The sequence below is a fragment of the Citrobacter braakii genome (assembly GCF_002075345.1).
Lineage (GTDB): Bacteria > Pseudomonadota > Gammaproteobacteria > Enterobacterales > Enterobacteriaceae > Citrobacter > Citrobacter braakii.
The window spans coordinates 275,103-300,605 of sequence record NZ_NAEW01000004.1; the positions used below are offsets into that span (position 1 = coordinate 275,103).

Annotated in this window: 18 protein-coding genes and 3 tRNA genes; 7 read left to right on the forward strand and 14 right to left on the reverse strand. The window is 53.6% G+C overall.

The features are described from left to right. Positions 1 to 27: 27 nt before the first annotated feature. On the reverse strand, positions 28 to 1,125 hold the full coding sequence (gene mltA / locus BZK42_RS11190) for a murein transglycosylase A (protein ID WP_019077597.1): 1,098 nt from the start codon (positions 1,123 to 1,125) through the stop codon (positions 28 to 30). Positions 1,126 to 1,330: 205 nt separating this feature from the next. Between mltA and BZK42_RS11195 the strand changes: the two genes are divergently transcribed. The 3 genes from BZK42_RS11195 (at position 1,331) to BZK42_RS11205 (ending at position 1,629) form a co-directional block, all read left to right on the forward strand. After that, positions 1,331 to 1,407: transfer RNA gene (locus BZK42_RS11195), tRNA-Met, on the forward strand. Between the two features lie 34 nt (positions 1,408 to 1,441). Further along, positions 1,442 to 1,518 (forward strand) — tRNA-Met (locus BZK42_RS11200). A 34-nt stretch (positions 1,519 to 1,552) separates the two neighbouring features. Next, positions 1,553 to 1,629 (forward strand) — tRNA-Met (locus BZK42_RS11205). Positions 1,630 to 1,703: 74 nt separating this feature from the next. On the opposite strand, the gene amiC is transcribed toward BZK42_RS11205, so the two are convergent. Then, a complete protein-coding gene (amiC, locus tag BZK42_RS11210) occupies positions 1,704 to 2,957 on the reverse strand; it encodes an N-acetylmuramoyl-L-alanine amidase AmiC (RefSeq protein WP_080859166.1) in 1,254 nt (417 codons plus the stop codon). 235 nt (positions 2,958 to 3,192) lie between these two features. Here amiC and argA point away from each other — a divergent pair, with 235 nt between their 5' ends. Further along, positions 3,193 to 4,524, forward strand: coding sequence for an amino-acid N-acetyltransferase (gene argA, locus BZK42_RS11215; protein ID WP_008785703.1), 1,332 nt, complete (start codon positions 3,193 to 3,195; stop codon positions 4,522 to 4,524). A 46-nt stretch (positions 4,525 to 4,570) separates the two neighbouring features. Here the strand turns inward: argA and recD are convergent, their stop codons facing one another. The 12 genes from recD to rppH all read right to left on the reverse strand — a co-directional run bounded on the left by recD (position 4,571) and on the right by rppH (position 22,925). Continuing rightward, a complete protein-coding gene (gene recD, locus BZK42_RS11220; RefSeq protein WP_049269353.1) occupies positions 4,571 to 6,391 on the reverse strand; it encodes an exodeoxyribonuclease V subunit alpha in 1,821 nt (606 codons plus the stop codon). Further along, positions 6,388 to 9,933 (reverse strand): exodeoxyribonuclease V subunit beta, encoded by a 3,546-nt coding sequence (gene recB / locus BZK42_RS11225; protein WP_080859167.1) that lies wholly within the window; start codon positions 9,931 to 9,933, stop codon positions 6,388 to 6,390. The genes recD and recB overlap by 4 nt, the downstream gene beginning before the upstream one ends. Beyond that, entirely contained in the window at positions 9,926 to 12,814 is a 2,889-nt protein-coding gene (ptrA, locus tag BZK42_RS11230) for a pitrilysin (protein ID WP_053390052.1), read from the reverse strand. The genes recB and ptrA overlap by 8 nt, the downstream gene beginning before the upstream one ends. Before the next feature lie 179 nt (positions 12,815 to 12,993). Then, positions 12,994 to 16,362, reverse strand: coding sequence for an exodeoxyribonuclease V subunit gamma (gene recC / locus BZK42_RS11235; RefSeq protein ID WP_080859168.1), 3,369 nt, complete (start codon positions 16,360 to 16,362; stop codon positions 12,994 to 12,996). A 12-nt stretch (positions 16,363 to 16,374) separates the two neighbouring features. After that, positions 16,375 to 16,698: a prepilin-type N-terminal cleavage/methylation domain-containing protein gene (locus tag BZK42_RS11240; protein ID WP_047359086.1), complete on the reverse strand. Its 324-nt coding sequence runs from the start codon at positions 16,696 to 16,698 to the stop codon at positions 16,375 to 16,377. Then, positions 16,683 to 17,090, reverse strand: a complete 408-nt coding sequence (locus BZK42_RS11245; RefSeq protein WP_016154272.1) for a DUF2509 family protein — start codon at positions 17,088 to 17,090, stop codon at positions 16,683 to 16,685. The genes BZK42_RS11240 and BZK42_RS11245 overlap by 16 nt, the downstream gene beginning before the upstream one ends. Beyond that, positions 17,087 to 17,650 (reverse strand): prepilin peptidase-dependent protein, encoded by a 564-nt coding sequence (locus tag BZK42_RS11250; protein WP_016154273.1) that lies wholly within the window; start codon positions 17,648 to 17,650, stop codon positions 17,087 to 17,089. The genes BZK42_RS11245 and BZK42_RS11250 overlap by 4 nt, the downstream gene beginning before the upstream one ends. After that, positions 17,641 to 18,111: a prepilin peptidase-dependent protein gene (locus BZK42_RS11255; protein ID WP_047359083.1), complete on the reverse strand. Its 471-nt coding sequence runs from the start codon at positions 18,109 to 18,111 to the stop codon at positions 17,641 to 17,643. The genes BZK42_RS11250 and BZK42_RS11255 overlap by 10 nt, the downstream gene beginning before the upstream one ends. 183 nt (positions 18,112 to 18,294) lie before the next feature. After that, on the reverse strand, positions 18,295 to 19,089 hold the full coding sequence (gene thyA, locus BZK42_RS11260) for a thymidylate synthase (RefSeq protein ID WP_003033990.1): 795 nt from the start codon (positions 19,087 to 19,089) through the stop codon (positions 18,295 to 18,297). A gap of 6 nt (positions 19,090 to 19,095) precedes the next feature. Further along, entirely contained in the window at positions 19,096 to 19,971 is an 876-nt protein-coding gene (lgt, locus tag BZK42_RS11265) for a prolipoprotein diacylglyceryl transferase (protein ID WP_003825606.1), read from the reverse strand. 164 nt (positions 19,972 to 20,135) lie between these two features. Then, positions 20,136 to 22,382 carry a phosphoenolpyruvate--protein phosphotransferase gene (gene ptsP, locus BZK42_RS11270; protein ID WP_016157379.1) on the reverse strand — a complete coding sequence of 749 codons (2,247 nt, stop codon included), beginning with the start codon at positions 22,380 to 22,382 and terminating at the stop codon, positions 20,136 to 20,138. A 12-nt stretch (positions 22,383 to 22,394) separates the two neighbouring features. Next, a complete protein-coding gene (gene rppH / locus BZK42_RS11275; protein WP_003825602.1) occupies positions 22,395 to 22,925 on the reverse strand; it encodes an RNA pyrophosphohydrolase in 531 nt (176 codons plus the stop codon). A gap of 684 nt (positions 22,926 to 23,609) precedes the next feature. Here rppH and mutH point away from each other — a divergent pair. From mutH to ygdR, 3 genes are all read left to right on the forward strand, one after another. Further along, positions 23,610 to 24,305, forward strand: coding sequence for a DNA mismatch repair endonuclease MutH (gene mutH / locus BZK42_RS11285; protein ID WP_080859169.1), 696 nt, complete (start codon positions 23,610 to 23,612; stop codon positions 24,303 to 24,305). Between the two features lie 75 nt (positions 24,306 to 24,380). Beyond that, positions 24,381 to 25,094, forward strand: a complete 714-nt coding sequence (locus tag BZK42_RS11290; protein ID WP_016154277.1) for a TerC family protein — start codon at positions 24,381 to 24,383, stop codon at positions 25,092 to 25,094. Positions 25,095 to 25,238: 144 nt separating this feature from the next. Then, positions 25,239 to 25,457, forward strand: coding sequence for a lipoprotein YgdR (gene ygdR / locus BZK42_RS11295; RefSeq protein ID WP_000758660.1), 219 nt, complete (start codon positions 25,239 to 25,241; stop codon positions 25,455 to 25,457). The last annotated feature ends 46 nt before the right edge of the window (positions 25,458 to 25,503 follow it).

The window sequence follows — 25,503 nt, forward strand, 5'->3', positions numbered from 1 at the left end:
TAATTAATATCGAGCGCCATCCGGCTATTAACCGCTGAACACGTTACCCGTACCCGGCGCTGTTTTCAGTACCCAGACGCGACCGTAGTGATTATACCACCCCGCACGGTGTCCGGCGTCAGCACCAATGCCCTGATAGATATCGAAGTGTTGTCCTTTAATAGCGCCACCCACATCTAACGCCACCATCAGGCGCAGTTCGTACTGGCCGGTAAACTTGCCGTTATTGTCCAGTAACGGGACTTCCGCCAGCAATGTTGTGCCCGCCGGAATGATACTGCGGTCAGAAGCCACAGACGCGCGGCCAATCAACGGTACCGCGCTGGCCCCTTTGACCGGTGCAAAAGATTGCGGTTTAAAGAAGACAAACGATGGGTTCTGCTCCAACAGCTCACGCACTTCGGCTTCGCTGTGCGTTTCACCCCAATGGCGAATAGCCTGCATCGACATATCTTCTTTTTTCACTTCGCCACGGTCGATAAGCACTTTACCGATGCTGCGATAGGCGTGGCCGTTTTTCCCGGAATAGCTAAAGAAGTTAAGCGGACTGCCATCGCCAAAATCGATGTAACCACTGCCCTGCACATCCATAATGAAGTTATCCATCAGGGAGTTGCTGTACGCCAGAATGTAGTTGTCGCTCAGCGCACCCGCGTAAATCTCGGCACGGCTTGGTAAGCGCCCACGTTTTGGCGGCATGCGATAGATAGGATACTGAAACTCGCCCTGGCGCGTATGGCGCGCCTGAATAACCGGCGTGTAATAACCGGTAAACTGGACGTTACCGTAGTTGTCCGCCCCTTCCATTTGCCAGGCATCAATACCAAACTGGCGCATACTGCGCGTATCACCGCCCGCACGTAACCACTGCTGGATAGCGTTGTAAACGTTGCTCTGGTTGCCGTACAAACGTGGCGAAGCGCTGCGAATTTGATTAACCTGCTCGGCGAAATCACCGGCATTGATTGGTGCGCCAACCGCATCAGGCTGGTTCACCAGTGAGAAAGGCTGGGTAAATTTCCCGTCTTTATACTGCTGCCCACGATCGGTGGGTTTTGAGGAACACGCGGCGAGCATCGCGACGACTGCTCCCGCAAGAAGATATTTTGCCCAACGTCCTTTCATTGTTCTCGTCTTATGTTGCCTGAATGCGAGACGAAGATAACAAACCCCCGAACCTAATGAAATGCGTATACATACCCGAACGCAAATTTTGAGCAAAAAACAATCCAGAATGCGTTGTTTTTGTTCATTTTCACCTTAAAAACGTGATCAAGGTGAAAAAAGGGTTGCATGAAAATGCGAGCAGAGTATAGTGCGCATCCACGGACGCGGGGTGGAGCAGCTTGGTAGCTCGTCGGGCTCATAACCCGAAGGTCGTCAGTTCAAATCTGGCCCCCGCAACCAATTAAAATTTGATGAAATAAAAGCAGTACGGTGACGCGGGGTGGAGCAGCCTGGTAGCTCGTCGGGCTCATAACCCGAAGGTCGTCGGTTCAAATCCGGCCCCCGCAACCAATCAAATTTGATAAAATATAAAGCAGTACGGTGACGCGGGGTGGAGCAGCCTGGTAGCTCGTCGGGCTCATAACCCGAAGGTCGTCGGTTCAAATCCGGCCCCCGCAACCAACATTATAAACACCCTAAAGGGTGTTTTTTTGTATCTGCAGTCTATAAAAAAAGCGCTTTTCAGCGCTTTTTTGTTATCCCCTTCTCGCCAGCGTCGCACCATCGGCAAAGTAGGCTTTGATCCCCGCCAGAATCGACTCTGCAACTTCCTGCTGGAAGGTCGCAGTTTTGAGCTTACGCTCTTCCTCAACGTTACTGATAAATGCGGTTTCCACCAGAATAGACGGAATATCCGGCGCTTTAAGTACCGCAAACCCGGCTTGTTCAACCTGGTTCTTATGCAGATTGTTAACTTTACCGAGCTTATTCAATACCGCTTTACCAAACTTCAGGCTATCGGCGATGGTCAGCGATTGCACCATGTCGAACATGGTATGGTCGACGTAGCGATCGCCGCTCTTGCTGACGCCGCCAATCAAATCCGAGGCGTTCTGAGTTTGCGCCAGATATTTCGCGGCGGTGCTGGTCGCCCCTTTAGTCGAGAGCGCAAATACCGACGAACCTCTGGGCTGTCGACTGGTAAATGCATCGGCGTGAATAGAGACAAACAGGTCTGCACGCTGCTTCTGCGCTTTCGCCACGCGGACTTTAAGCGGAATGAAGATATCTTCATTTCGCGTCATAAAGACCTTCATGTTGCCCTCTTTCTCTATGAGGGCTTGCAGGCGTCGGGCAATCTGCAGCACCACATCTTTCTCACGCGTCTTGTATTTCCCCACCGCACCGGAGTCCTCTCCGCCATGTCCTGGGTCGAGCATAATGACAATGGGACGATCGCGCCCCGCTTTACCCGGCTGCGGGCCACTTTGCGCAGGCGGCACCTGTTTGTCCAGATCGCCCTTGTTGTATTCTTCCAGCAACGCCAGCAGCGGATCCTGAACATCCTGGGCATTCGCGGGATAGAGATCCATCACCAGACGTTCTTTAAAGCCGGCCACCGGAGCCAGCGCAAAAAGTTGCGGCTTCACATTCTGTTTCAGCTCGAACACCATCCGCACGGTCTGTGGGTCAAACTGCCCGACGCGCGCCGATTTAATATACGGATCGTCAGGACGGATCTGCGCACCCATGCCCTTGAGCACCGAGTTCAAATTAACGCCTTCAATATCCACAACCACACGCTCAGGATTACTCAGGGCAAACTGTTTGTATTTCAGCAGACGGTTAGATTCTACCGTGACGCGGGTGTAGCTGGACGCTGGCCAGACACGTACGGCAACGACCTGACTCATGGCAGCCAGACCAACCTGGCTGACGCTCAAAAGCCACATAGCACCCGCACCTTTCAGTAAACGGCGGCGACTGATTGCTGAATTGGATCCCGACATGCTTCTCCCGAGCAAAAAGAAATCTTTATTGAGGTAATACGTAAAACGTCTGAATTGACCGGAAACTTTAGCGAATGACGCATAATCTGTCATCTATAAAAGGGTAAACATTCTTTTTATATTCACGGCATTACTGAGAAAAATCTTCGGCATGGGTAAAAATTACGCTTGCGCACAGCGCCAAAACAGAATAAAAATACACAAATTACGAATAATCATGCAATGAGGGTGTACCGTGGTGAAGGAGCGTAGAACCGAACTGGTACAGGGATTCCGCCATTCTGTTCCCTATATCAATACCCATCGGGGAAAGACGTTTGTCATTATGCTGGGCGGCGAAGCCATCGAGCATGAAAACTTTTCCAGTATCGTCAATGACATTGGCCTTCTTCATAGCCTCGGCATCCGCCTTGTCGTGGTCTATGGCGCACGACCGCAGATTGATGCCAATCTTGCGGCACATCATCATGAACCGGTGTACCACAAGAATACGCGCGTTACCGACGCTAAAACCCTGGAGCTGGTCAAACAGGCGGCAGGGTTACTTCAGCTTGATATTACCGCCCGCCTGTCAATGAGCCTGAATAATACGCCATTGCAGGGGGCGCACATCAATGTGGTCAGCGGTAATTTTATTATCTCCCAGCCGCTGGGCGTTGATGACGGCGTGGATTACTGCCATAGCGGACGTATTCGTCGTATTGATGAAGATGCCATTCACCGGCAGTTAGACAGTGGCGCGATTGTGCTGATGGGTCCGGTCGCCGTTTCCGTCACCGGTGAGAGCTTTAACCTGACTTCAGAAGAGGTCGCCACGCAGTTGGCTATCAAACTGAAGGCAGAGAAAATGATCGGCTTTTGCTCCTCTCAGGGCGTCACCAACGATGATGGCGATATTATTTCCGAGCTGTTTCCTAACGAAGCCCAGGCGCGCGTTGAGTTGCAGGAAGAGAAAGGCGATTACAGCTCCGGCACAGTGCGCTTCCTGCGTGGGGCAGTGAAAGCCTGTCGCAGTGGGGTACGGCGCTGCCATCTGATCAGCTATCAGGAAGATGGCGCATTGCTGCAGGAACTGTTCTCCCGTGACGGGATCGGTACGCAGATCGTAATGGAAAGCGCCGAGCAGATCCGCCGCGCTACCATTAACGATATCGGCGGGATTCTGGAGCTGATCCGTCCGCTGGAGCAACAAGGCATTCTGGTACGTCGCTCCCGCGAACAACTGGAAATGGAGATCGACAAATTCACGATTATTCAGCGCGATAACCTGACCATCGCCTGCGCCGCTCTGTACCCTTTCCCGGAGGAGAGAATTGGCGAAATGGCGTGCGTGGCGGTGCATCCGGACTACCGTAGCTCATCGCGCGGGGAAGTATTGCTGGAGCGGATCGCCGCGCAGGCCCGGCAAATGGGACTGAGCAAACTGTTCGTGCTGACCACGCGCAGCATTCACTGGTTCCAGGAACGTGGTTTCACGCCGGTGGATATCGACCTGCTGCCGGAAAGCAAGAAAGAGATGTACAACTATCAGCGGCGGTCAAAGGTGCTGATGGCGGATTTGGGGTAGTAGTCGTTGCCGGATGCGGTATAAATGCCTTATCCGGCAACGAATTTTATTGATTAAACAACGCCGCCAATCCGCTGCGACGTTCGGTGCGGGTGGCAATGGCGTTACTTAATATCCGCTCATCGGCATACAGTGACAGACGCCGGCGCGCGCGGGTGACGGCGGTATAGACCAGCTCGCGGGTAACCACAGGTGAATGCTGGCTCGGTAAAATCAACGCCGCATGGTCAAACTCAGATCCCTGTGATTTGTGCACGGTCATCGCCCAGGTGGTTTCATGTTCAGGTAAGCGACTGGGCTGGACTGATTTGATAGAACCGTCCGGCAGCGCAAACCACACCCTCAGGCCCTGTCCACGATCGAGGGCAATGCCGATATCACCGTTAAATAATCCCAGCGAACTGTCATTGCGCGCGATCATCACCGGCCTTCCCTCATACCAGCGGCTATGCGTTGAACGATGAATTTTACGTTTTTGCGCCATCACCTGCTCAAGGCGTTCATTCAAACCACCCACGCCAAACGGGCCTTCACGCAGGGCACACAACAGCTGATACTCATTGAAGGCCTGAATGACGGCATCCGGCTCAGCGCCCTCGCGCAGTAAATCCAGATAGTGCCCATAACCCGCCAGCGCCTCATCCAACATCGCGGCGTAATCTTCGCTGCTATGTAGCGTGCGTTTTTCGATGTCGCTAAACCCCTGCTGGAAGACCGTTTTGAGCGCGGCTTTGTCACCACGATTAATCGCAGCAGCCAACTGACCGATTCCGGAATCGCTACCGAAACGGTAACTCTTTTGCAGCAGACACAAACTGTCGCGCAAAGCGGCGGCCTGAGTTCCCGGACCTGCCGGAATAGCGCTTCCGGTCAGACGACTGAGCTGGCGGGCGCGTTCCGGGGTAAACCCGTCACCGACGAAAGCACAGATATCCCCCAGCACCGCCCCCGCTTCGACGGAAGCGAGCTGGTCACGATCGCCAAGAAAAATCACCCGCCCGTGCGGCGGCAGCGCATCGATAAGGCGCGACATCATCGGCAAATCAATCATCGAGGCTTCATCCACCACCAGCACATCCAGATGCAGCGGGTTTCCCGCATGATGGCGCAGGCGCTGACTGCCTGGCTGAGCGCCTAATAATCGATGCAACGTACTGGCGTCATCGGGAATGCGTTTCTTTTGCTCTTCGGTTAACGGCAGTTCTCGTAGCGCTGCGCCCAGCGAGGCAGTCAGGCGCGCTGCCGCCTTTCCAGTAGGAGCCGCCAGACGAATACGGCAGCGTTCTCCCTCCGCCATCTGAATCAACGCCGCCAGAAGCCTCGCAACTGTTGTCGTTTTTCCGGTCCCCGGCCCGCCGGAGATCACCGATATACGACGGGTCAACGCCACCGCAGCGGCCACTTTTTGCCAGTTAACACCTTCCGCTGGTGGAAACAACGCCGCCAGCGTGTGGGTAAGCCGTTGTTCATCCACCTCAATGGCGTGGTTAACTTCACTGAAAAAGCGAGCCACCGCCCGTTCGTTATGCCACATCCGGTTCAGATACAAGCGATCGCCGTGCAGCACCAGCGGCGTGGGTTGCTCACCACGGCTTACCGCCCCGGAGGCCAGCAGACATTCCGTCCAGTCTTCTGGCTCCCCTACTTCAGCGAGCCAGGCGCTTAAAAGGGGATGGGCGTCCTCGCTCAGGGATAACCGCGAAAGTGGTAAGCAGACGTGCCCTTCTCCTGCTTCACGACTGAGCAACGCCGCCGCCAGCGCAACGGCAGGGTTATCATTTCCGGCAACCGCCAGCGCAAACTGAGCATCCAGAGGCCGGAGCTGTTTTTGCTCCACAGCCTCCAGTAATCGTTTCTGGATTGTCATGACATCTCCTCCAGTGGCGCACCGACAAACATCTCGTCCATCAAGGCGATTAACTCCCCGTCAGGTCGGGTCGCGTAAATTCCCTGTTGCGGATTTTCACTGTCAATGCCACGCAAGAAGAGATAGATAACACCGCCAAAATGGCGTTCATAATCATAATCAGCAATGCGATGGCGCAAGTAGCGATGCAGCGCCAGGGTATAAAGTTGATACTGCAGGTCGTAGCGATGCGCCTGCATGGCAGAGGCCATCGCCTGCTGCGTATACGCTGAGCTGTCTTCCCCAAGCCAGTTCGATTTGTAATCGAGAAGGTAATAACGCCCCTGGTGGCGGAAAACCAGGTCAATAAATCCTTTCAGCATGCCGCGTACCTGCATAAATTCCAACGCAGGGCACCCCGCGGAGAGCGGATCGTATTGGCGAATTAACGCATCAAGTTGGCTGGCCATCAGCGGCTGCGAAATCGGCAGGTAAAACTCCATCTCCACCTGTTTTTCACCCGCGGAAAGATGGCTCAAACTTACGCCCGTCTCGTTGAGAGGCGCCTGCAAAATGGCATCCAGCCATTCGGTCAAAACCGGCGTCCAGTGCGCGTCATAACCGCCCAACGCCAGTTTTTCCTCGACCCAACTCGGATCTACCGGTTGAGTAAAGTCGAGATCTTCAAACAGGCTATGCAAGAATGTACCTGGCGAAGCGCCGCGCGGGAACTGATGCGGTGTAAGCCCTGACTCTTCAATAACCTCACCAACGCCTGCGGCATCAATATCCAGTCGCGGGATCAGATCCTGCGCGATTCCATGCCCACGCTGTTGCAGACCGGAATAACTGGTCACGCGCCAGCTATCGCCGGGCGTACGCTGCAGTATTTTCGCACTCAGTTCGCAGCTAACAGCCTGCGCAACTTGCCAGCGTTCACCGTCAGGCTGCGCAGGCGTCTGGCAGGCAATATCGTCGCTACACAGTGCTTCAATCGCACTACGCAGACCCGCGGCATCCATCGGCTCACCTTTTTGCAACAGGCGACCAAGGGCGCTGTGATGTACATCGGTATCCCCTTTTTTATCGCCCCGACGTCGCACCAACGGCGCAACGCCAAGGCTGCAGTGCCATACCGAACGGGTTAGCGCGACATAGAGCAAACGCAGGTCTTCCGCCAGACGCTCCGCTTCAGCCAGCTCAACGCTCTCCTCGGCATCGCTGAGATCCAGCACGGCTTCAAAAGAGCTGCGATCGTGGTAGAAAGCCTGATCCTGGACGCGGAAATTCGTGATAAACGGCAGCCAGACCAGCGGATACTCCAGCCCTTTAGATTTATGGATAGTGACGATTTTGACCAGATGCTTGTCGCTTTCCAGCCTGAGCTGCTGGCTGGACGCGTTGCTGTCGGGTTCAAGAATATGCTGGGACAGCCAGCGCACCAGCGCATGCTCGCTTTCCAGCTGCGAGCCTGCTTCCTGTAACAGTTCGCTGATATGTAAAATATCGGTCAGGCGGCGTTCGCCCCCCGCCGTCGCCAGCAGGTTTTCCGCAATCTGGCGGGTTGTCATCAGCGCGCGCAGCATCGGCATCACGCCGCGTTTATGCCAGATCTGACGATAGCCATCAAACTCTTCGACCACCGCATCCCAGGCATTTTCGTCGTTATTTAAGGCTTCAAGATCCTGCGCATTCAGCCCCATCATTGAGGTCGCCAGCGCGCTACGCAGCGTGTTCTCACGCTCCGGCGTCATCACCGCCTGCAGCACCCACAGTAACTCCCGCGCTTCCAGCGTTTCAAATACGCTGTCACGGTTGGAAAGGTAGACGGAGGGAATTGCCAGCTGCGTCAGCGCATCACGGACCAGTGCCGCCTCCTGGCGGCTACGAACCAGTACGCTGATGTCCGACGCGCGTACCGGACTGGATGTTTTACCACTGACCAGTTGCGCAGCGCCAGACTGCCCGGCCTTAAGCCAGTCGCGAATTTGCGTGGCGCACACCTGGGCCATGTAGTTCTGATAATCGCCTACGCCGCAGCTTTCCCCTTCCATCAGCCACATGCTCATGGCTGGCTGTGTCTCACCGTGTAAAACAAACCGAAACGACTGGTTTTTTTCTGCAAATTTTACCGGGCTAAAGGGGATTTCGCGGAACATAAAGGCGTCATCCATCTGGCTGAAAAGCGTATTTACGCTATTGACCATGCCGGGGGCCGAACGCCAGTTGGTATCGAGCGTATAGTGTGCGCTGACCTCGCTGCGCGCCTTCATATAGGTGAAGATATCCGCGCCGCGAAACGCGTAAATCGCCTGTTTTGGGTCGCCAATCAGCAGCAGTGCGGTATCCGGCTGATGCTGCCAGATCCGGCGAAAAATACGGTACTGCTGCGGATCGGTATCCTGAAATTCATCGATCATCGCGACCGGAAAACGGGTACGGATAGCCGTCGCCAGCGCATCGCCGCTTTCACTGCGCAACGCCCCATCCAGACGGCTGAGCATATCGTCAAAGCCTAGCTCACCGCGGCGTCGTTTCTCCTCGGCAACCGCTGAACGGATCTCCGCCAGCGCCCGGGTGATCACCAGATCGCGGAGAGTTAACGGTTCGCTAAGCAGTTCATCAATAGCGACAAACAGCGGGTGCTGAGGGGTTATTCCGCCCGCTTTAGTGCGCTCTTCCAGAAAACGCTGTGAGAATTTCTCCAGCGCGTCAGGAAGCTGATAACTTTGGGTTTCTTCTTGCGCCCATGCGCTGATCTTTTCGATCCACTTACCCTGGTTACCACGGTTAAATTTACGCCGGTCGATCCCGGAGGCTTCCAGCAGGCCATCCAGCTCATCAACGGAATCACGCCATTGCTGCTTGATCTGGTTAATGCGCGCGAGAATTTGTTCGTGTCGGGAAGCCAGCGTTTCGTCATCAGACGGCGGAGCCTTGATGACCGGCGCTTCCCCCTGCAGATAGCGATCGATGTCTCTCAGCAGAGCCTGCGGTCCTTTCCACGTTTCAAAAATCACCTGCGCAATGTCGCGGGGTAGTGGATAGCAGTGTCGACGCCAGAAGTCCGCACAGGCCTGATAGCGCAGCAGCGATTCATCTTCTATCAGTTGCTGTTCGAACAGCATGCCTGATTCAAAGGCGTTGAGACTGAGCATACGCTGACAAAAGCCGTGGATGGTAAACACCGCCGCTTCATCCATCTGTCTTTCAGCCAATAGCAGCCACTGAGCGGCCTGTTTTTTATCGGCGATTTCATCTAACAAACGGGCATATAGCGGGTTGTCGGTCTTTTCACGCAGGCAGGCAATTCGCAGTTCATGAATGTTGCTACGAATTCGTCCGCGCAACTCTTCGGTGGCCGCCTCGGTGAAGGTGACCACGAGCAGTTCTTCAACGGTCAGAGGACGAGGAAAGGCGGCAGAGCCGCCCAGTCCAAGCAGTAAACGTAAATACAGGGCGGCGATGGTAAAGGTTTTACCGGTGCCCGCAGAGGCTTCAATCAGGCGCTCGCCCGTCAGGGGCAAGCGCAGTGGATCAAGGGACTCAGCGGCATCATTCATTCTTATCACTCATCAGGGGTAAGGTTTGCTGCAACGCGCTGACGGTCTGCCACACTTTCCAGCCTTCCGGGTGCACATATTCTGCTTTCCCGTTCTGACTGCCGGAAACCTGTGACAGTATCGCCATGCCTTGCGGCTCAACCACCGCCTGATGGAAGAAGTCGGCAAGTTTTTGCGGCGTCAGCAGTTTAATCTGAGCCACTATTTTATCACGTGAATCGAAGCGCATATTGCCGCGATCAAAATCTTTGCTTAACTGTGAGGCTTCTTCCCCCAGCGTTTGCGGCGCCTGCAGCATTTGCGCAATAATCGCCTGCTGAATTTGCGCAAACTCTTCAGGTTTCATCGCCCGCAGCTTCGCTTCCGCCGTCGGGAAAAACGCTTTATAACGCTCCCAAAGATAAGACGGCTGCTTATCATTGCTTTGCAGCAGGAACCCCATTCCCCACTGACGGCCGATACTCATCGGGAAAGCAAATACAGCGTAGCCTAACTGCTCTTCAGTACGCAGTTGATTGTAGAACCACGGCTGAACAATCTGCCCTAACATGGCGCTGTAGGCTGAACTGGCGTATTCATCGTATCCGGTTGGCACAAATACCGCCGCCAGCGCGGAGTCCGTGCTACTGCCTGCTTTTTCAAAGATGACGGACTGCTTCTTGTCCACAACCACATCTTTATTGCGACACCACTGTGACCCGTTAGCGCCAAGCTGTTGTTGGATATCCCGCGCCATGGTCGTCGCCTGAGCGGCGCTCATATTACCAATTACCAGGAATTCAGGCCGCGCACCGGTTTTTAAGGCGTCGCGGTACGTCATCACCTCTTTCAGGGTGATGGAAGGCAGTAGCTTACGGCGCTCATCGCGTGAGAAGTACGGCACCTGAGAAAGCATTTGCACTGGCATAATTGCCTGATCGTAGGCTTTACCCTTCTCTGCAGAATCCATCATCTGGGCATACCAGGATTTCGCCTGTTCCAGCTGTTCATCCGTTGAGGTGTAGCTGAAATAGCCGCTCAGCAGAGCCTGAAAAAGCTGCGGCAGACGTTGGGTGTAGCCGTTGGCGTTAAGCATTAACCCATTGTTAGCGTTGGTAGAGAAACCAATTCCACCTACCGACGCCTGGTTGCTTAACTGATCGAGCGCAATCCCCGCCAGGTAATCGTTAAGTGCGAATAATACCTGGTTGCGAGCGCTGTCCATGGCCTTCGGGTTACGCAGGATCACGCTGACGTCAGCCTTCGGCTCACTGGCAAAATACTGGCTCGGCGCATACACCACGCGTAGATCCGGCTCATCAACGATCAGTTCCGGGTGAGCGTATTTTTTATCCGTTTTAATCAGCGTGAAATCATCCGGAATGTAGGGGTTCAACTCCGGTAACGACAGCGCAATGCCCTGCGCTTTTTGCTGCCAGTCGGCAAAGGTTTTGTCGCTGATTTTATCCACCTGGTAAGGCGCATCGACAAAATAAGCGGTTTTATTATGCGGTTCTTTCGCACTGATATACCAGATACGCGCATTCTGTGGCGTCATCATTGCCAGGCGTTGCTCAACGGCTTTCACATCGTACTGGTCGGCAATATTCACCGCATCTAGCGTATGTTCGACAGGAACGCGGATCATGGTATCAGCCAGCCATTCCACGTAGTCCATATCACGGGTGATGGAGGGATAACGGAAATCGAGATCCAGTACGTGCGCCAGTTCGTCAAAATAGCGTTTATCGACGCCTTTATCGCGTAACAGATTGAGATAACTGAATATTGCCGCAACAACTTCATCGCGGTTCGCCAGCCCTTTGTCGGTTAATGTCGCGGAAATGGCTAACACGCCGCTGTTCCCATTGACCACCGGATCGGAATCCGCACGAATACCTTCAACCAGCCCCTGCTTTTGCAGCCAGTCAGACAACGTGCCAGGGCTACGATTACCAATCAGATAGGTCACCAGCTCATCGGTTTTACTGCGGAACTGCGCGCTGTTGTTATCGATACGAAACTCGACGCGCAGTACTTTACGCGGCATTGCCGGAACATAGTGGATGATGACGCCCTTTTGCGCGTCGGTGACTACCGGTACGGTAATTTCAGGCTTTGCGATATTTCTGTTCGGTACGCGTCCAAAGGTGTCAGCAGCTATCCGCGCCAGCTCTGGCAGGGGCTTATTGCTATAAATCACCGCCTTCATCAGGTTCGCGGAGTAGTACTTTTCATGAAATTTTTGTAATGCCTGCACCACCGGGTTTCCCGGTTTATCGCTTAATGTCTCGAGATTTCCGCCGGAGAAACGCGAGCCAGGGTGCGCCGGGTTGATGGTCTCAGCACTCACCTGCGCCATACGCATCCCGTCTCGGGTGCGCGCCAGCGTCAGCTCGGAGTTAACCGCGTTACGCTCACGATCGGCATATTTTTTATCCAGCAACGGATCGGCAATAGCGTCCGCCAGGCGATCCACCGCCCCCACCAACGCGTCGTTTTCGACTTCAAGATAGAAGGCCGTACGGTAAGGCGCAGTGCTGGCATTGTGGCTGCCGCCGTGCATTTTCAGGAATTCAGCCAGACTGTCCGGCTGTGGGTATTTTTTCGAGCCCATCAGACACATGTGTTCGAGATAATGCGCCAGCCCCTGATGCTCGTCAGGATCTTCCAGCGAGCCCACGGGAACCACCAGTGCAGAAAGGGATTTCACGGCCTGAGGATCGGATACCAGCAACACGACCATGCCGTTATCAAGGCGCACGGCCTGATACTGGCGGGTGTCTTTATCGCTTTTACGGATGGTTTCAGCTAAAGGCTGCCAACCGGTATCTGCCTGACTTACGGGAACCCAAAGGGCGACGAACAACAGTAATGCGCTGAACCAGGTGCTGCGGGGCATTCACAAACCTCATCATTAACGTATTCACCTGTTCACAGCAAAGCACGCATAAATACGTGGTCTGAACAGGGCAAGACTATGTGCTGAACGAGCCAGCATCCTCTCTTTGTAAGAATCAGTCCGTGACAGAATGCGCATCATAGTGGAAGCCATCGAACTGCGCAATTTTTATACAATCATCATGACTGATTAAAGCGAAAAATCGGTAACAGGTAGCGCTGAGACTGTAAAACAATGGTCTCCAGCGTAGCCGCATCCAGCTGACGCCAAAGACGCTGATACCAGATATCATCACTTTCACCCCGTACCATCATGTTGCCTTCATAGGCCTGCAGAAACTTACTGCGCGCTTTTTGCAACGTTGCATCGTCATCTAACATGGCATCATTTGCGGCGTCATAACAGGTTTTTATCCAGCCGCCGCCGCTTTCGGGCAATACCAGCAATGGTGACGACATGCCTTCCCGATACCCGTCAATGAGCTGCGACAGGTACAGCAGCGCCTGCTCTGCATCCAGTGGCGGAAAACGCCATTCCCCGTCTTTACGCAGGAACAACCGGCTCTCTCCCGTACCGCCACTGGCACAATAGACAAGATGTTCCAGCCAAAGTTGCACACCCTGCGCAATGCTTATCAAAGATGGGCGCCAGCGCAACAAACCGTCCTCTTGCACCTGTGGCAGCCAACCGGTGATTTGCACGCCGTTACAGTTAAGATCGATTTCCATACTCTGGCAGGGCTGACGACAGGCGATAATGCGTTCAGCCAGCGACTGCATCTCCTGACGCTGCGTATCCCACAGAATTTCGCCAAATGGCCCATAGGGAAGCGTGCCCGCCGCACGAAAACGGCGAAACAGTTGTTCAGCATCCTTCTCTTCAACCAGCGTGTTAAGCAATTGCTGATTAAGCTGATAGCGGGTTAATCCTTCAAGAGTGAACGGTTCCGTTTCCGGGATCTCACTTTCTTCAGAGCGGAAGTTGACCCTCAGACGCATCTGGAAAAAAGCCCTTACCGGATGAGCCCAAAATCGCTGCAGCGTTTCCAGCGTCAGCGTTTCAGGCATCTCAAAGGGAAGCGTCTGGACAAAATCCGTGTGCGCTTTTCCTGACAGGCTCGCCGCAGGCAGCCATTCCCGGGCATAGCTTTGCTGTTCGCCCGGCAGATAGTTTTGTGCATCAAAGGGCATACGGGTATGCAAACGGGTAATGTGTGCTTTTACCCGCGCTTCGCTTTGATCGCAGGTCAATGATTCATCGCCCGGCAGATAGTGGCTTTGCCCGATATAGTCCATCAGTTCCTGCACCAGTACCGACGGGAAGCGCTCGCTGTTGTCCTGAATGGAGCGGCCAATGTAGCTGATGTAGAGCGTTTGCTGTGCTGAAATCAATGCTTCAAGAAACAGGTAGCGGTCATCATCGCGACGGCTGCGATCGCCCCTCATCGGTTTTTGACTCATCAAATCAAAGCCCAACGGCGCAAGCTGACGCGGATAAACGCCATCGTTCATACCCAGCAGGCACACCACCTTGAAAGGAATAGAGCGCATCGGCATCAGCGTACAAATGTTAACTGGCCCCGCCAGGAAGCGCTGGCTAATGCGCTCCTGGTCAAGACGCTGAGCCAGCTCATCTCGCAATAGAGAAAGCGGTATGGCATCACCATACTCAGCCCCCAGACCTTCAGTGATAATGGCCTGCCACTGCTGTTCAATCAGCGTCATCGCCGCTTCGGTATCTGCATCCGGCAGGAAGAAATCATTAAGCATGTCCCGACAAACGGGCAGCCACTCTTCCAGCGGCCGTTCCTGCGCTAACCCTCTACGCCAGAGATTGAGCTGCATCAGCAACGAGGCCAGATGCCCTACCAACTCGGCAATCAAACCGTTGGACTCATCGTATGGCAATACCGATTGCCACTCGCCCTGCGCGCTTTCCATCGCGTAGCCGAGCAGCATGCGCGTTAAACCAAATTGCCAGGTATGCTGACCTGTAGGCGGAAGTTCCAGTTCACGCACGTTATCGTCGTCAATTCCCCAGCGAATCCCGGATTCATTGACCCATAAACGAAGATAGCGCAGCCCTTCTTCATTGATATTGAAACGCGCCGCCAGCACGGGCACATCCAGTAATGCCAGCACATCCTCTGAGACAAAACGGCTATCCGGCAGCGACAACAGGCTAATAAAGGCCTGTAAGACGGGATGAGACTGGCGCGCCCGACGGTCGGAAATCGCATATGGTAAGTAACGCTCAGCTGGCGCGCTGCCAAAGACCGACTGAATAAATGGGCTGTAGCTGTCGATATCCGCCACCATCACAATAATATCGCGCGGCGTCAGCGTGGGATCCGCTTCCAGCATTGCCAGCAGGCGGTCATGAAGAATTTCTACCTCGCGCTGTGGGCTATGACAAACATGGAAAGTCACGCTGGTGTCGTTCAGTTCAAGCCGTCGTTTATTGTCGCTACGCGAATACTCTTCCAGCGTAACGCCCGCCACGGCATGACTTTCAAGTTCCAGAATATCCGATTGAATATTATGCAAAAGATTGTCAGGCGTTATATCGACAAACGCATCCAGCTCCTGACTATTTTCCAGTTCTGAAAGCAAATAAATGTAATCGCGCCCCAGTTTGCCCCACGAGGCCAGCATCGGGTTGCCCACATCCTGTTCACCATCGCTGTTAAACAATCCTTCGGCTTTCTGACTATCGCGAAACAGCGGCAGATGGCGTTCTTCAAAGCTGTGCCGACGCTGACGCGCCATCAGCTTCGCCAGCCAAGCGGGATCTTTTATATCTCCCCAGTAGTAGCGACAAGGGTTGGTAAACAGCAGATGAATATCAATGTGCTTGCCCAGCGCCTGCAATGCCTGCAAATAAACCGGCGGCAGCGCTGAAATGCCGCAAATAAAGACGCGAGAAGGCAGCCCCTGCGGGCACTCGGACGCACTTTCCAGAGTCTGAATAAATCGTTGGTATAAATTGGCGCGATGCCAGCGCGGTTGGCCCAATTCCTCGGTGTGTTCCACCAGCGCTTTCCACAACGGCGCCTGCCAGGCCTGAGACTCGCCGAGTCCCTCAACCAGTCGCCCAGCTTCCCACAGGGTCAACCACTCAGGGCGATAGACTAAATACTGGTCAAAGAGGTCAGCCGCGCGCGAGGAAAGCTGAAACAGCTTACGTTTATCGGTGTCGTCCGTCAGATAGTGGCGCAGCAATGCGAAGTCATCGCCATCCAGCAATTGCGGCAACAGCGTCATCAACTTCCAGCTCATGCTCTGTTTGCTGAACGCGCTCTCTTTCGGGATATCCGGCAGCACGCGCACAAACATATCCCAGATAAAACTCGCGGGCAGCGGAAAATCGATGTTGGCGGCAATACTAAACTTCTGTGCAAGGGTCATTTGTAGCCACTGCGCCATACCGGTACTTTGAACCAGGATCATCTCAGGTTCAAAGGGGTCGTCCAGCCGCTCGCGCTCAACGATAAATTCCATTAACGCTTCCAGCACATCCAGACGATTGGAGTGGTAGACCCTTAACATAGCGACTCCTGACTACTGACGATTCGGGCAATGCAGACGCGTCATCTGACCCTGCCTGCCCAAGGGTGAAGAAATTTTAACGTTGATGCTGACACATCCCGCGCTCGTTGTCTGCATTCGGTTAACCTGCCAGTTCAAAGGCGATGAAAACTGATACAGCTGGGTTTGCTGCCAGGCGTGACGCCAGAGTTGCTGATACTGGTTTCTGATGATAAAGCTGTTCATCAGCGCCCGCTGGTATCCTGACAGCGCGGTCACAATCATGATCATCAGCACCATTGCCAGCATCACTTCCGGCAGGCTAAAGCCACGCTGTCTGTTCAGGGGATCTGACATAGCGCCTGCTCCTTTAGCGGACAAAAATCGCTCCAGCCATGCACCGAATATTCGATATTGTCATCAATAATCGCCCCCTGCCGCCATAACGATACCCCTTCATAATGGACTATTAGCAGCACGAAATTATTAGTAAGCAGTCGCAGGCAAACCGCGGCATCCTGCGTGGTATAACGCCGACACTGTACGGCGAGTTGTAAGCGCCAGGGCTGCATACGCCCCCATTCCATCGCGGATTGCACCACCGCCTGGCGCTGCAGAGCCTGACTTTGCGTGACCACTCGCGAAGCAAAACGGGACTCCTGCCTGCTAACGCCTTGCAGCAGAAGGCTACCGAGCACCAATAGCAACAAGACCATCGCTAAAGATGAAACGCCCCGCTCACGGTTCACAGGTTGAATCCTGTCACGCTGTAGACTGCTTCAATAACCTTTTGTGGTTCGGCATTGTTCACTCCGCGCAAACGCAGCGTAAGGAGCGGGGAATATCCGCTGATATTCAGACGTTCGACCTGAAATGCCTCAATCTGTATCGTGGCTGGATCGGTCATTTTCTCCCACCCTTTTCCATTGCAGTCCGTTACTCCCCGCAGGGTCTCCAGTACCTTGTCCTGTAAACGAAATCCAATCGTATCGGCCTCTTTCGCGGGACTGCTCTCCCAAATGCCGTTGCTATTGGCATCCCAGCGCGCAATGACACAGTCGCCCTTAGCCGATATCTCCAGCCCTTCTCCGACACAGTTTCCGCGGCAGTACCCTGCCCGCTGAAGATGCTTCGCCACGGTGTATACCCGCTGCCATATTTCATCTTCAAGCGCTAACTGTCGCGTGTTGCGCAGGATCTCTCGCTGCAGCGCGGGTAAAAATCGCGCTGAGCTAAGCAATAAAACGCTGCTAATCGCCATAGCAATCAGCACCTCCAGGAGTGAAAAGCCCCGTTCATTTACTGACATAACCTGGCCTCATCTTTCTCGCAAAGCCTGATTCGCCCCCAGCCTGACACCACCACGCGCCATTCCCCTGTCGTATTTTTCAGGCGAATATGTCCAGCCCATGCCGTATTGCGCAGACCAAAAAAGGCCAGTGAAGGCGTTATCTCTGCCATTTCGACATCGTCCCAGGGCGGTGTAAAAACCAAGGGCGAAACGGGTAGACACGTGGTTTGCACAGCAGCAGAGCTGACAAAACACCAGGATGTGCCATCCCGAATCACGCTGATGACGTGATCGCGGTTACGCCAGTTAGCATCTTCACGCAGTTGCAGCAGGTAATCTCGCACCTGAATGGCGGTTTGCCATAGCCGCTGTTGCTGTTGCCAGCGCTGCCAACCATACAGCCCCGAGGCGCCAAGCGCCGCGACGATCAGCATCGCAATCAGGGTTTCGATAAGCGTGTAGCCGTGTTGTTTTTTCATGTCGCCAGTATGGCGTGAGGAAAATGAATAACGAGCGGGAAATTCGGTTTCTACGGCGAGCTACGAGGAATATTTGTCGCGTTGCAGGTCGTTGCAATATTTCAGGAACCCACGCCGAAGAACGCGATTTGAGACAAAAAAAACCGACGCACACGGGCGTCGGTTGTGACAGCATGAAGCCGATTAGATAGCCACTGGCGCTTTAATACCAGGATGCGGATCGTAGCCTTCAATTTCGAAATCTTCGAAGCGATAGTCAAAGATAGATTCAGGCTTACGTTTGATGACCAGCTTCGGCAGCGCGCGCGGTTCGCGGCTAAGCTGCAGATGCGTTTGATCCATATGATTGCTGTACAGGTGCGTGTCGCCGCCGGTCCAGACAAAATCACCCACTTCCAGATCGCACTGCTGCGCCATCATGTGTACCAGCAAGGCGTAGCTGGCAATGTTAAACGGCAAACCGAGGAACACATCGCACGAACGCTGATACAGCTGGCAGGAGAGCTTGCCATCCGCCACGTAAAACTGGAAGAACGCGTGGCACGGCGCCAGCGCCATTTTATCCAGCTCACCGACGTTCCATGCAGAAACGATAATTCGGCGAGAGTCCGGGTCATTTTTGAGCTGGTTTAACACCGTGGTGATCTGATCAATATGGCGACCGTCTGGCGTAGGCCACGCACGCCACTGTTTGCCATAAACCGGGCCCAGATTACCGTTTTCATCCGCCCATTCGTCCCAGATTGAGACGTTGTTTTCATGCAGGTAGGCAACGTTGGTGTCGCCCTGCAAAAACCACAGCAGTTCATGAATGATCGAGCGTAAATGGCAGCGTTTAGTCGTAACCAGCGGGAACCCTTCCTGCAGATTAAAACGCATCTGATGACCAAAAATGGAAAGCGTTCCGGTTCCGGTACGGTCGTTTTTCTGTGTGCCTTCATCCAGCACTTTTTGCATCAGTTCTAAATACTGTTTCATGGTTCCTCAGGAAACGTGTTGCTGTGGGCTGCGGCGGTACGCCCAAACCATCATAATAATGCCTGCGACAATCATCGGGATTGAGAGGATCTGTCCCATGCTGATGTACTGTACCCAGGTGCCGGTAAACTGCGCATCCGGCTGGCGGAAGAATTCAACGATAATACGAAACGCGCCATAACCAATCAGGAACAGACCGGATACCGAGCCCATCGGGCGCGGTTTACGAATGTACAGATTAAGAATGATAAACAGCACAACGCCTTCCAGCGCCATCTCATAAAGCTGTGAGGCGTGGCGCGGCAGCGAGCCGTAGGTATCAAAAATAGACTGCCATTGCGGGTTAGTTTGCAGCAGTAAAATATCTTCGGTACGGGAGCCCGGGAACAGCATGGCGTACTTGAAGTTCGGATCAACGCGTCCCCACAGCTCACCGTTGATAAAGTTGCCCAGACGCCCTGCCCCCAGACCAAACGGAATCAGCGGGGCAATGAAATCAGAAACCTGGAAGAACGAACGCTTGGTGCGTTTGGCGAAGATAATCATCACCAGGATCACACCAATCAGCCCACCGTGGAAGGACATCCCGCCGTCCCAAACGCGGAACAGATACAGCGGATTATCGAGGAATAACGGGAAGTTATAGAACAGTACGTAACCAATTCGTCCTCCGAGGAAAACCCCGAGGAAGCCCGCATACAGTAGATTTTCTACTTCATTTTTGGTCCAGCCACTGCCCGGACGATTAGCACGGCGCGTCGCCAGCCACATCGCAAAAATAAACCCCACCAAATACATTAAGCCGTACCAGTGAAGCGCGACGGGTCCGATTGAGAAAATGACCGGATCGAAATCCGGAAAATGCAGATAGCTACTGGTCATCTGTCACCACAAGTTCTTGTTATTTCGCTGAAGTCAGACAGCAATTGATAAGCGCGCCTGCATAATGCAGGCGCTCCAAAGGTGCGAATGATAGCACATGGGGATCGCAGCGGATGCCGATTACAGTTAAAAGATATGTATACCTACTGTTACCAGCCCTCGATTCACAATCCCCCGCGAATCAGTCCCCCCATGCCACGGCGTTCCATAAAAGCCGCCACCTGATGGCGTACTTCTGTCGCCATCTGCGCTTCCAGGCTGCGTTGCGCCAGCGTTTGCGCCTCATCAAAATCGATATGGCGCAGCAGATATTTAACGCGAGCCACGGAACGACCGTTCATCGACAAATGGCGAAAACCCAAGCCGATCAGAATGGCCACGCACATCGGGTCGCCCGCCATTTCACCGCACAATCGCAAATCGATACCGCTTCTTTCGGCTTCCTGCGCAATCATCGCCAGCACACGTAACATGCCCGGATGCAGGCTGTCATAAATGCTGGCTACCCGTGTATTGTTACGATCGACAGCCAGAATGTACTGGGTGAGATCGTTGGTTCCGACCGAGATAAAGTCTATCCGGTTTATCAGATGCGGCAGCATAAACACCATCGACGGAACTTCCAGCATGATGCCAATGCGCGGTTTTGGGATCGCGTAGCCGATCATCTCTTCCACTTCGCGTCCGGCGCGTTCAATCAAACGTCGCGCTTCGTCCACTTCATCAATGCTGGTGACCATCGGCAGCAAAATGCTCAGGTTGCCGGTTGCCGCGTTGGCACGCAGCATGGCCCGAACCTGGATCAAAAAGATCTCCGGCTGATCGAGCGTTATGCGGATCCCACGCCAGCCAAGGCACGGGTTCTCTTCACTGATCGGCATGTAGGGCAGTTGTTTATCGGCGCCGACATCCAGCGTACGCAGAGTCACCGGCTTGTCGTTAAACATTTGCAGCATGCCCTGATACTGCGCAACCTGTTCTTCTTCTGAAGGAAAACCGCTTTGCAGCATGAACGGGATTTCGGTGCGATACAGGCCAATGCCGTCGATCCGGCTCCCCAGCTTCTCTTCATGCTCCGGGCTGAGGCCCGCATTGAGCATCACCTTCACGCGCTCGCCGCTTTTCAACTGTGCTGGCTGGTTGACGTCGTCTTCCGCCAGGCGGCTCAGCTCAATTTCTTCACTGATAAGACGCTGGTATTCCTGGATCAATACCGGTTCTGGATCGACCAGCAGTTCACCGCGATAACCGTCCACTACCAGCGTACGGCGGTGTAACACCGATGGCTGGATATCGGCCCCCATGACGGTAGGGATACCCAGCGCACGAACCATAATAGCCGCATGAGAGTTGGCCGCGCCGTCCCGAACAACCACACCGACTAAGCGGTCCTGAGGAAGTTCCGCCAGCGTGGTGGCGGAAAGCTCATCCGCCACCAGCACAAAACGTTCCGGCCAGGTATTCGGCCCCTGGATCGAGTCGTCAAGATGGAACAGTAGACGCTGGCCCAGCGCGCGTAAATCTCCGGCCCGCTCCTTGAGGTAGTTATCACTCAGCGCGGCAAACTGTTCGGCAAACTTTTCAATGATCGTTTTAACGGCCCACTCGGCCACCGAACCATTATCCACTTCCGCAAACAGCTCACGGCGCAGACGAGTATCGGAAAGCAAGTGTGAATAGAGATCAAAAATCGCCGCCGTTTCTTTCTGCGCCCCGGCGGTAAAGCGTTTGCTGTAGCGGCGGAATTCATTCGCCGCCTCTTCCAGCGCACCGGTGAGCCGCTCGCGCTCAAGCACCGGATCCAGCGTTGAAGCCTGATAGACCTGCTCCATCAGCGGCAGCGTCGCATCCTGCCAGCCTTCGGCTATTGCCACACCAGGGGCGGCGGGCAATGCGCGGATGCGCGTTTGCCGGTATTGGCCGAACAGCGCGTTAAGCTGCGACTGCGAAAGAATCGCCGCCATTTGCGTGGCGAGCGTGACGAGGAAAGACTCTTCACTTTCATCGTACTGCCGCAATTCGCGCTGCTGGACCACCAGCACACCTAACAGCTGACGGCGCTGAATAATCGGTACGCCTAAGAACGCACGAAAGCGCTCTTCTTTTACTGAAGGGATGTATTTAAAGCTGGGATGTTTTTGCGCATCGGCGAGGTTGATAGGTTCCGCCAGCCTGCCAACCAGGCCAACGATACCTTCATCAAACGCGAGTGCGACAGTACGACCACGCGGTTTCTTCAGTCCCCGGGTCGCCATGAGGTAATAACAACGTCGATCGTGATCGGCCAAGTAAACCGAACAGACCTCTGTATCCATCGCAAGACAGATGTCGGTAACCAGAATATTCAGCGCTTCATTCAGACGCGGAGCACTGGCCACCTTTTCGACTATTTCGCGCAGGCGGGTGAGCATAATTTGCGTAGCTTAACCTCTTTTACGTCTGTACGCAGGTGCGCTTTGCGGCTTAGGAGTGCTCTCCTGAAGCGCCATGACAACACTTGCGAATTCTTTCATCACCCTGCGATAGACATCGCGTTTAAATGACACCACCTGTCGAACCGGATACCAGTAACTCACCCAGCGCCAGCCGTCGAACTCAGGTGTACTGCTGGTTTGCATATTGATTTCAGCATCGCTGCTGACCAATTGCAGAAGAAACCATTTTTGTTTCTGGCCGATACAAACCGGCTTCGTGTCCCAACGCACCAAACGTTTCGGTAACTTGTAACGCAACCAGTTACGAGTAGAAGCAAGGATCCGTACATCTTTACGACTGAGACCCACTTCTTCAAAGAGTTCCCGGTACATCGCCTGCTCTGCTGTCTCTCCTGCATTTATCCCACCTTGCGGGAATTGCCAGGAGTGCTGACCAAATCGCCGGGCCCACATGACCTGCCCCTGGCGGTTACAAATTACTATCCCTACATTCGGGCGGTAGCCATCGTCATCAATCACCGGACTACCTCAATATAAACCTTATATACAAACGATTGTTTCACACTCCAGAGAGTCGGTAAACCACTCTGTTAAGGGCGCGATACTCTAATAACAATTGAATAACTCACAGCTAAGGGCGGAGTTATAAACAGAAGAAGGGCAAGCAAGGCGATTTTATTCACCTTTTCTGTGGATATAGTTGTGAAGAAGTACGGAATTACTATGGGAAAACCCAGAACAGTCCGAATAAGACATTCGTCACATATCAAAAATAGTCTTCTATATTCATAAAGTTAAAACCGTTCAGCGCAAATAAACCCATAGAAATGTGACGTATATCACGCACACGATCTTCAGGCTGATGAAAGATCGACCAGCGTTGGTTTTATCCACAGATTATGCCAATAAGTTAGGCACAATTTGTGTGAAAATTCGATTTTCGTCGCACGTCAAGGCTGTAAATTGAAACAGTAGTGGGGGTTTTTCACAGTTATCCCATCTTTCTGTGGATAACATGGTGTAAGATCCTGTTCATTGTCAGTGACCAGAATTGGAAAACCCGCTTCGCTGTTGCGCAACTCTGCGTATGTGAATCTAAAAACCAATATAAATCATAGAATTGAATAAAGCATGTGGAAAAAGATAAACTCTGTCCACACGGTATAAAATCTTTGCTCATTTTTTCACCTAAGGGTTAACCCGATGTCAGAACTCCATCCGCTGCTTTCTCCCCCTGAATCTGAAGCCCAGTTGTTGAGCCAGGCACAGCTGCTTTCGGGCTACGCGCTGGGAGAGTTGGCAGCAATGGCGGGACTCGTCGCCCCCAAGGATCTCAAGCGCGATAAAGGCTGGATTGGCGTGCTACTGGAAATCTGGCTCGGCGCCAGTGCGGGCAGCAAACCGGAGCAGGATTTTGCGGCGCTGGGCGTGGAGCTGAAAACAATCCCAGTGGATAGCCTTGGCAGACCGCTGGAAACCACCTTTGTGTGCGTGGCACCGTTAACCGGCAATACCGGCGTTACCTGGGAAACCAGCCATGTGCGGCACAAACTTAAACGCGTTCTGTGGATCCCGGTAGAAGGCGAACGCAGCATCCCGCTGGCAGAGCGCCGCGTCGGCTCTCCCCTGCTGTGGAGCCCGAATGAAGAAGAAGACCGGCAATTGCGTCTGGACTGGGAAGAGTTGATGGATATGATTGTGTTAGGCCACGTCGAACGCATCACTGCCCGCCATGGGGAAGTGCTACAGCTGCGTCCTAAAGCCGCCAACGCCCGAACGCTTACCGAGGCCATTGGCGCCCATGGCGAACCCATCCTGACCCTACCTCGCGGTTTTTACTTGAAAAAGAACTTCACGCGCGCATTGCTTGAGCGACATTTCTTGTTCCAGGCGCAATAGGCACCGTCCGGTCTTTCACCCGCCGCGTTACGGGCCTATAATTACCGCTTCTTTTTTTTGGCAGGACTTTGTTTGATGTTATTTGCATGGATAACCGATCCTAACGCCTGGCTTGCGCTCGGTACGCTGACGCTGCTGGAGATCGTTCTTGGGATCGACAATATTATTTTCCTCTCTCTGGTTGTAGCCAAACTCCCGACAGCGCAACGCAATCATGCCCGACGTATTGGGCTTGCGGCGGCGATGATCATGCGTCTGGCACTGCTCGCCTCTATTGCCTGGGTAACGCGTCTGACAAACCCGCTATTCGAAGTGTTTGGCGAGGCAATATCAGCGCGCGACCTGATCCTTCTACTCGGGGGATTGTTCCTGATCTGGAAAGCCAGTAAGGAGATCCACGAATCCATTGAAGGTGAGGAAGAGGGGCTGAAAACCCGCGTTTCCTCTTTTCTGGGCGCGATTGTGCAGATCATGTTGTTAGACATAATCTTCAGCCTGGATTCCGTGATTACTGCGGTAGGCTTGTCCGATCATCTGTTTATCATGATGGCGGCAGTGGTGATTGCCGTGGGTGTGATGATGTTTGCTGCACGCCCGATTGGCGATTTTGTCGATCGCCATCCTTCGGTAAAAATGCTGGCGCTCTCGTTCCTGATTCTGGTCGGTTTCACGCTAATTCTGGAAAGTTTCGACGTCCACGTTCCGAAAGGATATATCTATTTCGCCATGTTCTTCTCTATTGCGGTAGAGACCTTGAACCTGTGGCGTAATAAAAAAAATCCGCTCTGATGAAATCCATCGCTCCCCGCACGGGGAGCGAATGCGCGCCACACCTACCTCTTCTCACAGTTTAAGATTTTACTGGTTTCGCCATGCACAACTTCGCGTTATTACTAAACTATTGTCAGATGCAGGCCATGTGAGGATAAGCAGATGAAAAAATGGGCAGTTTTGATTTCCGCCGTAGGACTGGCTTTTGCCGTTTCCGGATGCAGCAGTGATTATGTAATGGCGACAAAAGATGGTCGAATGATCCTGACCGATGGAAAACCAGAAATTGACGATGATACCGGTCTGGTGAGCTATCACGACCAGCAAGGCAATGCGATGCAGATTAATCGCGATGATGTGTCTCAAATCATTGAACGCTGATGGTTGAGGTCAGCAGCGCGCTGGCCTTAACAATTTTACTTCCCTT

Bases quoted from the DNA above. Each gene is read 5' to 3' on its own strand.
- recC (WP_080859168.1), bottom strand. From the start codon at position 16,362: ATGTTAAGGGTCTACCACTCCAATCGTCTGGATGTGCTGGAAGCGTTA.
- recB (WP_080859167.1), bottom strand. From the start codon at position 9,933: ATGAATGATGCCGCTGAGTCCCTTGATCCACTGCGCTTGCCCCTGACG.
- ygdR (WP_000758660.1), top strand. From the start codon at position 25,239: ATGAAAAAATGGGCAGTTTTGATTTCCGCCGTAGGACTGGCTTTTGCC.
- lgt (WP_003825606.1), bottom strand. From the start codon at position 19,971: ATGACCAGTAGCTATCTGCATTTTCCGGATTTCGATCCGGTCATTTTC.
- BZK42_RS11250 (WP_016154273.1), bottom strand. From the start codon at position 17,650: ATGTCAGTAAATGAACGGGGCTTTTCACTCCTGGAGGTGCTGATTGCT.
- amiC (WP_080859166.1), bottom strand. From the start codon at position 2,957: ATGTCGGGATCCAATTCAGCAATCAGTCGCCGCCGTTTACTGAAAGGT.
- recD (WP_049269353.1), bottom strand. From the start codon at position 6,391: ATGACAATCCAGAAACGATTACTGGAGGCTGTGGAGCAAAAACAGCTC.
- mltA (WP_019077597.1), bottom strand. From the start codon at position 1,125: ATGAAAGGACGTTGGGCAAAATATCTTCTTGCGGGAGCAGTCGTCGCG.
- ptsP (WP_016157379.1), bottom strand. From the start codon at position 22,382: ATGCTCACCCGCCTGCGCGAAATAGTCGAAAAGGTGGCCAGTGCTCCG.
- ptrA (WP_053390052.1), bottom strand. From the start codon at position 12,814: ATGCCCCGCAGCACCTGGTTCAGCGCATTACTGTTGTTCGTCGCCCTT.
- BZK42_RS11290 (WP_016154277.1), top strand. From the start codon at position 24,381: ATGTTATTTGCATGGATAACCGATCCTAACGCCTGGCTTGCGCTCGGT.
- BZK42_RS11240 (WP_047359086.1), bottom strand. From the start codon at position 16,698: ATGTCAGATCCCCTGAACAGACAGCGTGGCTTTAGCCTGCCGGAAGTG.
- mutH (WP_080859169.1), top strand. From the start codon at position 23,610: ATGTCAGAACTCCATCCGCTGCTTTCTCCCCCTGAATCTGAAGCCCAG.
- BZK42_RS11255 (WP_047359083.1), bottom strand. From the start codon at position 18,111: ATGAAAAAACAACACGGCTACACGCTTATCGAAACCCTGATTGCGATG.
- thyA (WP_003033990.1), bottom strand. From the start codon at position 19,089: ATGAAACAGTATTTAGAACTGATGCAAAAAGTGCTGGATGAAGGCACA.